This is a genomic window from Caproiciproducens galactitolivorans (genome assembly GCF_004768785.1).
GTDB classification, from domain to species: domain Bacteria; phylum Bacillota; class Clostridia; order Oscillospirales; family Acutalibacteraceae; genus Caproiciproducens; species Caproiciproducens galactitolivorans.
The window spans coordinates 264,428-275,481 of the sequence record NZ_SRMQ01000003.1 but is presented as its reverse complement, the minus strand read 5'-3'; the positions used below and the strand labels follow the sequence as shown (position 1 = coordinate 275,481).

Below are 11,054 nucleotides of genomic sequence, written 5' to 3'. Positions count from 1 at the left end.
AGATAAGTATGATTTGCGTATTTGCGCGCACCGGCGGAAACCTGAAGAATGAGCGGAGCCTTCAGTTCCTGGCAGGCTTCGGTAATTCCCTGCACAATCTCCATGTTGTTGACGTTGAACGCGCCGATCGCGTATCCGCCTTCATATGCCTTTTTGAACATCTCCCTAGTATTGACCAGTGGCATTTTTTAACCCCCAATTATAATTTTCTGCGTATATTATATCGCAATTATTTGAAAAGATAAAGATAAATAGTTAAATATATATTTCCCACGGTTGCACCTTTTTTATGAATCCTGCATAATGTTTCCTTTTTTGAAAATGTTCCCCTTCTCCACACTACTGAAAAAAGAATCTGCGATTGCCGCACTCAAAACGAAAATAGGCGCGCGGCTTAAAAGCCGGCGCTCTCTCCGAACCGGGAATCCGAACCGGATGGCATCCTGCGGAAGCGGTCGCAAAATACAACAGATTTTTACGAAAATTGCAGAAAACTCCATAATCGTATTTCTTCCTCAAGCCATCAAGCGGGTAGCCCGTCATCCTGCGTGCTGCCTTTCCTGCGCAAACAGCTCCGGGTTGCAGCGGCTGTAGTGGAAAATATACTGCTGTGCGATCCCAGCGTAGCAGCCGAACGCTTCGGGGCTTCTTCCGGGGAAAAGGGTCTGCATCGCGCGTTTCATCCACACATCCATCGGAAACGCTTCCAACCGGTGCAGGCCGTAAAGCAGGGTACAGTCCGCCACCTTCGGACCAACGCCGTGAATTTGCATGAGCTGTTCGCGTGCGTCGGAAAGCTCCGCGGTTTTCAGCCTTTCCAAATCAATCACCCCGGAGGCAACCTTCCGCGCCGCGTCCACGACATATTTGGCCCGGAAGCCACAGCGGATCTCGCAAAGGGCCTCCGGTTCCAGCGCGGCAATCCGCTCGGGAGTGGGAAACGCGAAAAAGCCGTCCCCGATCGGTTCACCGAACTGTTCGCAAAGCCGTTTCACAATTCCCCGGATGCGCGGGATATTGTTGTTCTGAGACAGGATGAAAGAGCAAAGCGCCTCCCACGGCTCCTGATTCAGGATGCGCATTCCAGGCGCGAACTGCGCCGCCCGCGCGAGCGTCCTATCCGCGGCCGACAAATCCGCGCGGATTTTTGCGTAATCCCGCTTCAGGTCAAAATAATTCCCCCAGAATTCATCCTGAGCGATCTGTGGTATATTTTCTTCCGAAATGTTTAAAATATGTCCGGAAGCCACGCCCGTATACGAACCGTCGGGCTGTCTTTCCCAACGGAAGCACTGCCCGCATTCCAGCGTCTGTTCCAAATCAAAATCTAAAATTTTCTGCATCCTTTGCCCTCTGCTTTCCGCACATTCGCCCGCTTTTCATTATCATTATTATAACATGAATCGTAAAGGTTGGAATACTGAGTGTTTTAAAAAGTTTTTACCTTCGGTTTACATAAACAAAAATATACATTTCACATGCAAAAGTGGAAAAGCCCGGTAGTTTTGCACACTTATTAACATTTTCCACAGAGTTTTCAACAGTTAAAACAGAGTATTCCACGGTGTTATGTAAACTTTTGCAAATACTAACCGTATAAATCGCTCTAAGAAAAGCGTTTTTTGGCTGTATAATTCTATAATTTCAAAAAGTTTTCCACAATCTGTATAAAATACCTTTCCACAAGATTCAACCGGCAATCTTTCCATCGTACAGCGTAATCTTACGGTTGTGGATTAAGTACGTCCCGTTTTGGACATAGGTAATTTTCGGAACACGGAAATAATGCTCCCATCCGCGCCCCCAAAGCCGGGTTTTCACCACGCCGTACGCGCTTCCTTCCGCCTCAATTACCTCATCCCCGCCAATGTATATGCCCACATGCCCGTCCTTGTGAACCCCCAGCCCTGGCGTTTCGGGCATTTCCGAAATATTCCCCTTTACCTGGGCAAGGGCGTACAGGTCGTTTGCGGTACAGTCCGGGATGGCATCCGGGCGGCCCCGGACAATCTCCCCCGTGGATTCATCCAGCCAGGAATACGCCTTGATCAGCCCGCCGCAGTCGAACGAGGGGCGCCCGCCGAAGCGAAGCAGGATGGAATCGCACTGCTCTTTTGAAAGCCCCGCCCGTTCCACCCCCGCAAAGCGGGCCTTCTGCTGCTCAAGGAAGCTCCCGTCAACGGTCTGGCCCGCCGCGCCGAAAATATATCCGCTTTTGCAGGAAAGCGCGTTCCACGCGAAGTTCACAAGGCCGATATTGTTTTTCGCCCCGTCCCCGCTTTTCAGGTTTTTCCGCAGTAGATCGGCAGCGTTTAAATACCCCGGCGCAATTTCTTTGGAAAGATTCACAATTTCCCGCCTCAGCCCGCTGTCAACGGTAACCGAAAACTCCGCCTGTATGTTGTTGAAAATTTGGTCGGTGTCGGAAACCGGAACGGGTCCGTCCTTGCCCTCCGTATAAAAGCTGCGGAGCAACCGCCGGCGCACCTCCGCCTTATCGTCGTAAGCACGGTTGTCAAATAAGGTCATGTACGCGGCATAGAGGAGCTGCGTGTTGATGGAATTCTCGGTTTTCTGCCTTTGGAGCACCGAGGTTACCAGCGGCGAAAAATCGCGCGAAACCGTATTCAGCGCGTAATCAAATCGGTTTTCGCGCCGGGCGTTGCAATTTTTTAACAATAGAAAAAGCAGAACCATGCTAAAAAATATCAGAAGAATTCTGCCATCGAAACCTCTTTTCCACCGCCTATACCCAAGCCGGGAACGAATTCGAAGCATTCGGCACACCCCCCGTTCTTACCTATTCGCCCGCGCGGCAAAATATGAACGGACCATGCAATTTTAAACCGTAGCGGTGTATTGACGGACATTCCCATATCTGCTAAAATGAAAAATGAATACATAATTTGAAATTCAAAGTGTTAAAGCCGTCCGTAAAGCCTTTGGACGGTTTCAAAATTTATATAGAGAAAAATAAGGAGACGGAAAATTGATGAACGGGGAAAAAAAACAGCGCGGAGAAGGCGTTATTGCCGGAAGAAATGCGGTAAACGAGGCTTTGCGCAGCGGCCGCGCAATCGACAGCCTTTATGTGGCGCGCGGCGAGCATACGGGAAGCCTGAGCGCGCTGATTGCCAAGGCGAAAAAGATGGGAATTTCCATCAAGGAGGCCGATGGCAGGAAGCTGGATTTCCTCTGCGGCAACGCGAATCACCAAGGCGTTGTCGCGGTCGCAGCAGTAAAGGAATACGCTGCCGTAGACGATATTTTCCGCCTTGCAGAAGAGCGCAGCGAGCCGCCGTTCATTATCATTGCAGACGGGCTGGAGGATCCCCACAACCTCGGCGCCATCCTGCGTGTGGCCGAATGTGCGGGCGCGCACGGGGTCATCATCCCCAAACGGCGCGCCGCGGGGCTTACCTACGCGGTCGGTAAGGTGAGCGCCGGCGCAGTAGAATATGTTCCCGTCGCGCGGGTGACGAACATCGCCGCCACGGTGGACGAGCTGAAAAAACGCGGCGTATGGGTTTACGCGGCCGATATGGACGGAGAAAATTGGTGCAACGTGGATTATTCCGGCCCTGCGGCTGTTGTCATCGGTTCCGAAGGCTTCGGCGTAAGCCGCCTGATAAAAGAAAAATGCGACTTTGTTATATCCCTGCCGATGAAGGGTAAAATAAATTCGCTTAATGCTTCGGTTGCCTGCGGTATCATCTGCTATGAAATCGCACGGCAACGCAGCGGTATTAAGACAAAATAATACAGGAGCGGATAGATATGGGCGACAAACAAAAAGCTCCGCGTGACCGCTTTTCCTTAGATGAAATTCTGGCGGAAGCGCGCACCTTGGATCAAGCGGAAAAGGAGCCGGCGCCCGCAAAGGCAAAAGAGAAAACGGTTCAGCAAAAAGTTCCCGTTACCCCGGAGGAAATTGCAGCTAAGGCAAAAAGCGCCCTTGACGCGCAGCTCGAATCGCAGCCGTCCCCGCCTTCCCAGGCAGAGGATCCCCCCGGGCCGTCCGAAAAGAAAAAGGGGCTCCGGGGGCTTTTCGGCCGCCGAAAAAGGGAAATCCCCGACCTTGACAATGAAAACGACATTTATTATGGGCTTCAGTTGAAATCCATTGAGGAATACCGTGAAGATTATGAAAAAGCAATGCAGGTAACGGCCGCCCGGCCGAAAAGCGGGCCGGGAAGTTCGGTTTTTTCCTACCTGTTTGAGGAAACCCCGGACAATGTGGTCGACGATGAGATTGCCGAGCATTTTGAAAAGCTGCATGACGATCGGAAAAAGCGTGTGCAGGGTATCATGAAAAAAGCCGGCCTGGAACAGGAGGAGCTGTATTCTTCGTCTGATTTTGCCGTACCGGAAGCAAAAGAGCCGGAGAAAGTGGAAGCTTCCGCTGCAACCCCCCCGGCCCCGCAGCAGGTTCCGCCCGAACCCATCCCCGAACCGAAACAGGATCCGATCCGCACACCGGAACCCGGCCCTGAAATCAATCCGGTCCCGACGGTCATACCGGAAATAACGGAACCGTATCCGGCGCCGATGACGCCGTCCACACCGCTTCAGCCGGAAATTGTCCCTCCCATCCGGGGAAGGATGTCCGAGGATCCAGTAAAGGAACCCGTTCATGAACCGAAGGTAAAAGAGGAGCTTCCGAACGCACCCGCTGTGGAGGAGCCCGTGCGTCCGGTGCCGCAGTCGGTAAAACGCCCGACTTATCGGGCGTTTGGGCCTCCTGTCCATATTCTTGCCCTCGACAACATGGAGGAAATCCTGTCCCATGCGGCAAAAAGGCTGCCGCCTGTGAATCCGAAGCCCGCTCCCCCGCCGATTCCTCTTCCGGTTGTGGATACCGGGGAACCGGCAGCAGATACAGCCGGACCGGAGGGCAGCCCCAAATCCGAACCGAACGGCATCACTTTGGCACCGGAAGAACGGAACGAAGAACAGAGCCCGGAACCGCCAATCCCCTTCCCGGAACCCGCCGCCATGGAACCGGAGCCGGAGGAAGAAGAAACGCAGAAACCGGTTAAGAAAAGGCGGTTTCATCTTTTCGGAAACGAAGAAGAAGACAATGATTCCAGCGATGACCTGCCCGAAGAGCAGGAAGAACTGGACGATTACATAAGTCCGGACGACGCAGCCTCCGTTCTGAACGAACTCAAGGGCACCATGCACCGCCTGCTCCTTCGGTTCGCCGTTACGGGAATCAGCCTCCTTCTGCTTCTGGGCTTCGGCCTGCTGCGGGAGATGTCCGGTTTCCTGCCGCCGGAGTTGTTGCTCTGGCTCACCCCGCAGGCGTATCTGATCGTGAATCTGGTATTCCTTCTGATCGCCGGGGCATTCTGTGCCGTTCCCATATCGAACGGCCTGAAAGCGCTCTTAACGTTTCAGGCAAATGCCGACAGCGCCGTAGCTGTTGCCACGGTTGCAGCCGCCGCGCAGAATATTGCGCTGCTGTTTTCCGCGCACGACGTACAGGCGGGGAATTATCATGTGTACTCCGTCCTTGTCGTGCTGGCGCTGTTTTTTAACACCTTCGGCAAAACGGTTATGACACAACGGATTCTCCGGAATTTTCGTTTCGTTTCCGCGCCGGACCAAAAGCAGGCCGTCCTGCTTTTCGACGACTACAATACCGCCCTGCAAATGGCAGACGGCTGCGTCATCGACGCGCCCGTAATTGCCTATCAGACAAAGACAAAATTCTTGAAAAATTTCCTTCGTCTATCCTACGAACCGGATCCGAGCGAGCAGGCTTCGCAGACAATGGCGCCGATCGGCTTTGTTTTGTCGCTCATTCTGTGTATCGCGTCCGTGATCCTTTATAAGGATGTCTTCAGCGCCCTGACCGCTTTTGCGGCGGCGGCCTGCATCTGTGTCCCGTTCGTCAATATGCTTAGTGTGAACCTGCCGGTCAACCGGGTGTGCCGCGTGGCCTCGCGTTGCGGCGCTATGTTGGTCGGCTATTCCGCAATCGATTATTTCAGCAATGTCAACGCCGTTATGGTGGACGCAAAAGACCTTTTCCCGAAGGGTACGGTCGTTCTGAACGCGATTAAAACCTTCGGCGGGCAACGCATCGACGACGCCATTGTGGACGCGACGGCGCTAATGTGCTGCGTAGGAGGTCCCCTGAGCGACGTTTTTGAGCAAATCATCAAGAGCAGCGGCCTGCTTCCCAAGATTGACAATCCGGTTTTCGAGGACGACAGGGGCGTTACCGGCTGGGTATCCGGCCGCCGGATTCTGGTCGGAAGCCGCAAGCTTATGGAAGCACACAGTATTCAGCCACCCTCGCGCGATTACGAGGAAAAATATATCCACACAGGAAGAAAAATCATTTATCTCGCTTCCGGCGGGGAACTCGTCGCCATGTTCGTCGTATCCTATATTTCCGACCGGCGGCGCGCCATGGAGCTTCGCCGACTGGAGGACAACGGCATCAGCCTGATCGTGCGCACCTGCGACCCGAATATCACGCCGCGCATGCTGGCCGAATGCTTCGGGCTAGACGAGCACTCCATCCGCGTCCTTCCGGAACGGCTCGGAAGCGTATATACCGATCTGACGGCCGAACCGCAGGACCGTTCGCCCGCCATGCTGGCAACAAAGGGTCGTCCGGCGGCCATGATGCGGATGCTGAGCGCGTGTGTGCGCCAGCGCAGCAATATTTCCATGGCCGTCGCCATGCAGACCGTTGCGGTCATCCTTGGGTTCCTGCTCGTTTCCTTCTTAACCTGTTATTCCGGCCTAGGGCAGCTTTCCGTTGCAGCGCTTCTCATCTATGAGCTGTTCTGGGCTGCGGCAATCTTGTTTGTTCCTAAGCTTCGCAAGCCCTGACTACATAATAGAAAGAGAAATTCGAATGGATAAAACCTTAATCAAACGGATGGCGATGGTTCTGATTGGCACGGTTATCATGACCATTTCCATCTCGCTCTCCATCTACGCCGGCTTAGGCACCGACCCGTGCACCTGCCTGGTCTTGGGCATATCCCGAAAGCTTTGCCGGGACTTCGGTTTCATGCTGCTTATTGTTAACGGAATTTTCCTTGTTCTCACGTTTTTTTTTGCAAGGAACCTCATCGGCTTCGGTACTGTCATCAATATGAGCGTCATCGGATTGCTGGTTGACCACTTCAATAGAATTCTGTCTTCCTTTCTTCCGCAGGAGCCGGAGCTTTGGCTTCGGCTCCTATGCATGGCATTGGGGGTTCTGATCCTCTCCTTTACGGCCGCCCTGTATATGTATCCACAGCTTGGCGCGTCGCCCTATGACAGCGTTACCCTGATGGTTACAAAGTATTCGAAAAAGGAATTCCGCTGGTGCCGCATTGCCTGCGATACCCTTTCCGTGCTGATCGGATGGCTCTGCGGCAGCACAGTCGGATTGGGTACGGTTATTACCGCATTCTGCCTCGGGCCTTTTATTAAATATTTTAGCGAAAAACTGAAAAAACACTTCCCCCTATCGAATATTTCCTGACGGCGATTAACAACATTTTGCGAGACGGATTCGGTAAGAGTCTATGGAACCTGTTACCGTTGATATGAATAATATAAACCAGGTAAAAGCTCTATAATTTTATAAATAGGAGTGTATTACGTGGGTTATACAAATAACGGCATTTATTACTGCGACGAAAGTAAAGACAGGGAAAAGGAGCGGGTGAAATACAAAGAGAAGGGAGAAAACTTCTGTTCTGCCCCAAAACACCCTGCGCCTAAAAAAATATTACTTGAATGCGGAAACCACCCGGAAGACGCGATATTTGAAATTGACGGCGGGCGCGTAGAAGAACATCAGTTTTTTGTTTTGGATTCCGTTCTGGTGGATACCACCTGCTTATTCCGACCCATTGTGAAAATTGAATTTTCCAGCATTATCTATCTGGATGCGGAAACGGAAAAACATTGTGGGGACAATATTGATGCAAGGCCATTCGGCCAAAAAGAGCTTGAAGCCGACTTATTGTTTGAGTTGATAAGGATTTGCGACGGCCAGAAGGAATGTGTCCAGAGCTGGAGATATTTAAAGAGATTTGAAATTGAAGGGGACGACCGGCTGGAAGTGGAATTCAGCGAACCCTTTACGGTAACATTCTGTGACAAGGTTTGTCCGGGTTGCTGTGAATATAAAATGGTCGTAAGCGGCAGAGAATTTGAAGGCGATTTTGATTCATTAAGAGTCGTTAAGCCCGATTTAAGCGCCCTTGCGCAAGGGCTGTGCGACGACTGATCCTTCCGATTCTGGCATAAACCCTATATGGAAAGCAAGCCCCTTCGTTAACTGCACCCTTTTCGTTATTTCGGTTCGGTTACTGTCTAACGAAAAGGGTGTTTTGCAGCCCGCAAACAGCCCTGTATCCGCTTTAACCCATCAAAACAAAAGGAAGAGTTCATTCCCGTGCAATATGGGATTTAAACTCTTCCGTTTTTTTATTTTATATAGCTGTCAATGATTTTCTGTGCGGTGCTGTTTTGATCAGATACGCAGAGAATCACATATTTCCCGCTGGTTACCAGAACAGGGGATTTCAACTTCTCCATTTCCTTCGGCTGATAGTCCTTAAACCCTTCCCGCTGGTTCTCAATCCGCTTTTGGGCGGCTTCCTTTACCTTTTTCGCGGTTTTTTCGTCTTTTGCTTCAAACACCGCAACCTCCTCGGCGGTTGCCCCTGTGCTTTCATATACGGCTGATTTCGCCACCGTGCTTTCGTCCAGCCCGTAAAGCTGAAGCGCGGTTTCCGATTCGATCTGCGACATCTGGTCGGCAAATGGAACGGCCGAAAGCAGCTTGTTGGCTACCTCCTGGGTATCCAGTGTTTTCACCGCTTTGGAAGCGCAGCCCGCGCACAGTAAAATCGCCGCCGACAATGCAAACAGTAAAATTCTTTTCATGTTGTTTTCCAATTCCTTTCCCCGGCGCTGGCGATTAAATACCCGCACCACTTCTTGCAATATTCCTTGTTTAGGTGTACCCCGTCGGTGGAAGCGTCCGCAGGCAGATTTCCGTTTGGGTCGCTGACCGCCGTATCCACCGCAAGATACTGTACACCCTTTTTCTTTGCCATTTCTTGAATCTGTTTATTAAAGGAAGCAATTTTCTGGTTATTATAGACCTTGTCCGAACTGGATTTTTTCTCGGAAACCGGCAGGATGGACTGAACGAATATCTCCGCCTTTGGCTGGGATTTTTTTATGGCGTCGATCAGTTTTCCATAATCGCTGATAAAGGCTGCCGAACTGCTCCAGCCAAGCTCGTTTATGCCAAACATGATGTACACTTTCCCGAACTTCTTTTTCTGGAGCGCCTGCACAACCGTCAGCTTCTTTCCGCCCACATCAATTGCCGGTTTTGTAAACGCTGTATTTACCATCAGCCCTTTTGCCGCATAATAGGTCGCGCCGTCAAGCACGTCATAGTTGCGCAGGCCTTCCGTGCGGCTGTCGCCGATCAGCACGGCGTCACGGAAATACCCGGTCGGTGCGCCGGGCGCGCTTTCGCCGGCAGCGAACGATTGCTGCCTGGAATCCGCCGCCCTGCTGCTTTCGGCGGATTCCGCCCCAGAGCTTGCCTTCCCGCCGCTTTCCGGCTTTTTGCTGGAAACCGGTCTGGAAACGCCTTCCGTTTCGGAAGAACCGGTTTGTCCGCTTTGCTGAAGCAAACTGTTGATTTTTCTAATGGAAGCTGCCGCTCCCAGCCCCACGATATAAAGAATACCCGCTAGAACGACGCAGACAATCGTCCTGCGGATAAACAGTCTTACCCGCCTTTTCCTCCTGTATACCTGCATCAAAAGAGCACCCCGTGTTATGTCCCCATTTATGTAAATACAACAAGCCGTTTATAAAATTGCTTTCTATAATAAATATATTACAGATACCTGTCTATTATAACCCCAATTGCACTCGTTTAAAAGACAAAAATAAGGGTATGACAAAACTGTCATACCCTTTTCAGACTAATTACAAATTTGTTTCATCCGGCACCGCCGGATAAATAAAATTTCACAGTCTTTTTGCTTATAAGAATTATTTTGATGCTTCGTAAACCGCAACCGCACAGGCAACTGTAGCGCCAACCATCGGGTTGTTGCCCATGCCAATCAGGCCCATCATTTCAACATGCGCAGGAACGGAAGAGGAACCCGCGAACTGCGCGTCGCCGTGTACGCGGCCCAGAGAGTCGGTCAAGCCATAGGAAGCAGGACCGGCGCCCATGTTGTCCGGATGCAGGGTACGGCCTGTTCCGCCGCCACTTGCAACGGAGAAATACTTCTTGCCGTTTTCCTGCGCCCACTTCTTGTAGGTGCCTGCAACAAGGTGCTGGAAACGGACCGGGTTGGTGGAGTTACCGGTAATGGAAACGTCAACCCCCTCGTGCTGCATGATGGCCACGCCCTCGCGGACGTCGTTTGCGCCATAGCATTTTACAGCCGCGCGCTCGCCATCGGAGAAGGCTTTCTCCTCAAGGATATTCAGCTTGTCGTTGAAGAAATCAAAATCCGTTTTAACATAAGTAAAGCCGTTAATTCTGGAAATGATATACGCCGCATCCTTGCCAAGGCCGTTCAGGATAATGCGGAGCGGCTCTTTACGGGCACGGTTCGCGGTACGGGCAATGCCGATTGCGCCTTCCGCAGCCGCGAAAGATTCGTGGCCCGCGAGGAAAGCAAAGCACCTTGTTTCATCGCGAAGAAGCATTGCGCCAAGATTGCCGTGGCCAAGGCCGACCTTTCTCTGTTCGGCAACGGAGCCGGGAACACAGAAAGCCTCCAGGCCGATTCCGATTTTCTCGGAAGCCTCTGCGGCGGACTTCACATCCGATTTTAGTGCGACGGCACAGCCAAGGGTATAAGCCCATGTCGCGTTCTCAAACGCGATCGGCTGAACGCCCTTTACGATTTTCTCTACATCTATATTTTTCGAAAGGCAAAGATCGCGTGCTTCTTCGAGGCTGGCAAGGCCATACTCGGCAAGGCACTTTTCTATTTTGGCCATTCTTCTTTCTTTACCTTCAAACTTGACATCGTTCGCCATCT

11 protein-coding genes are annotated in these 11,054 nt (G+C 51.8%); 4 read left to right on the top strand and 7 right to left on the bottom strand.

Going from position 1 to position 11,054, the window contains the following annotated elements; all coding sequences use genetic code 11:
- From CAGA_RS05715 to CAGA_RS05700, 4 genes are all read right to left on the bottom strand, one after another.
- On the bottom strand, positions 1-185 hold a 185-nt coding region (locus tag CAGA_RS05715; RefSeq protein WP_207669552.1), incomplete at its 3' end, for a class II fructose-bisphosphate aldolase.
- A gap of 102 nt (positions 186-287) precedes the next feature.
- On the bottom strand, positions 288-500 hold the full coding sequence (locus CAGA_RS05710) for a hypothetical protein (protein ID WP_135658752.1): 213 nt from the start codon (positions 498-500) through the stop codon (positions 288-290).
- A gap of 39 nt (positions 501-539) precedes the next feature.
- Complete coding sequence (locus CAGA_RS05705; RefSeq protein ID WP_135658749.1) at positions 540-1,343, bottom strand: DNA-3-methyladenine glycosylase family protein; 804 nt, start codon at positions 1,341-1,343, stop codon at positions 540-542.
- A 346-nt stretch (positions 1,344-1,689) separates the two neighbouring features.
- Complete coding sequence (locus CAGA_RS05700) at positions 1,690-2,778, bottom strand: C40 family peptidase (RefSeq protein ID WP_135658746.1); 1,089 nt, start codon at positions 2,776-2,778, stop codon at positions 1,690-1,692.
- A gap of 214 nt (positions 2,779-2,992) precedes the next feature.
- Between CAGA_RS05700 and rlmB the strand changes: the two genes are divergently transcribed.
- From rlmB to CAGA_RS05680, 4 genes are all read left to right on the top strand, one after another.
- Positions 2,993-3,760 (top strand): 23S rRNA (guanosine(2251)-2'-O)-methyltransferase RlmB, encoded by a 768-nt coding sequence (gene rlmB, locus CAGA_RS05695; protein ID WP_135658772.1) that lies wholly within the window; start codon positions 2,993-2,995, stop codon positions 3,758-3,760.
- A 17-nt stretch (positions 3,761-3,777) separates the two neighbouring features.
- Entirely contained in the window at positions 3,778-6,849 is a 3,072-nt protein-coding gene (locus CAGA_RS05690) for a hypothetical protein (RefSeq protein WP_135658744.1), read from the top strand.
- 25 nt (positions 6,850-6,874) lie between these two features.
- A complete protein-coding gene (locus CAGA_RS05685; RefSeq protein ID WP_135658741.1) occupies positions 6,875-7,495 on the top strand; it encodes a YczE/YyaS/YitT family protein in 621 nt (206 codons plus the stop codon).
- A gap of 120 nt (positions 7,496-7,615) precedes the next feature.
- Complete coding sequence (locus CAGA_RS05680; RefSeq protein WP_167875168.1) at positions 7,616-8,248, top strand: DUF4489 domain-containing protein; 633 nt, start codon at positions 7,616-7,618, stop codon at positions 8,246-8,248.
- A 200-nt stretch (positions 8,249-8,448) separates the two neighbouring features.
- Here the strand turns inward: CAGA_RS05680 and CAGA_RS05675 are convergent, their stop codons facing one another.
- The 3 genes from CAGA_RS05675 to CAGA_RS05665 form a co-directional block, all read right to left on the bottom strand.
- On the bottom strand, positions 8,449-8,910 hold the full coding sequence (locus CAGA_RS05675; protein WP_135658735.1) for a DUF4358 domain-containing protein: 462 nt from the start codon (positions 8,908-8,910) through the stop codon (positions 8,449-8,451).
- Positions 8,907-9,806 carry a GDSL-type esterase/lipase family protein gene (locus tag CAGA_RS05670; RefSeq protein WP_135658732.1) on the bottom strand — a complete coding sequence of 300 codons (900 nt, stop codon included), beginning with the start codon at positions 9,804-9,806 and terminating at the stop codon, positions 8,907-8,909. The genes CAGA_RS05675 and CAGA_RS05670 overlap by 4 nt, the downstream gene beginning before the upstream one ends.
- A 238-nt stretch (positions 9,807-10,044) precedes the next feature.
- Complete coding sequence (locus CAGA_RS05665) at positions 10,045-11,052, bottom strand: GGGtGRT protein (RefSeq protein ID WP_135658728.1); 1,008 nt, start codon at positions 11,050-11,052, stop codon at positions 10,045-10,047.
- Between the last annotated feature and the right edge of the window lie 2 nt (positions 11,053-11,054).

Coding starts and splice junctions, on each gene's coding strand:
- CAGA_RS05675 (WP_135658735.1), bottom strand. CDS start 8,910: ATGAAAAGAATTTTACTGTTTGCATTGTCGGCGGCGATTTTACTGTGC.
- CAGA_RS05690 (WP_135658744.1), top strand. CDS start 3,778: ATGGGCGACAAACAAAAAGCTCCGCGTGACCGCTTTTCCTTAGATGAA.
- CAGA_RS05705 (WP_135658749.1), bottom strand. CDS start 1,343: ATGCAGAAAATTTTAGATTTTGATTTGGAACAGACGCTGGAATGCGGG.
- CAGA_RS05710 (WP_135658752.1), bottom strand. CDS start 500: ATGGAGTTTTCTGCAATTTTCGTAAAAATCTGTTGTATTTTGCGACCG.
- CAGA_RS05700 (WP_135658746.1), bottom strand. CDS start 2,778: ATGCTTCGAATTCGTTCCCGGCTTGGGTATAGGCGGTGGAAAAGAGGT.
- CAGA_RS05685 (WP_135658741.1), top strand. CDS start 6,875: ATGGATAAAACCTTAATCAAACGGATGGCGATGGTTCTGATTGGCACG.
- CAGA_RS05665 (WP_135658728.1), bottom strand. CDS start 11,052: ATGGCGAACGATGTCAAGTTTGAAGGTAAAGAAAGAAGAATGGCCAAA.
- rlmB (WP_135658772.1), top strand. CDS start 2,993: ATGAACGGGGAAAAAAAACAGCGCGGAGAAGGCGTTATTGCCGGAAGA.
- CAGA_RS05670 (WP_135658732.1), bottom strand. CDS start 9,806: ATGCAGGTATACAGGAGGAAAAGGCGGGTAAGACTGTTTATCCGCAGG.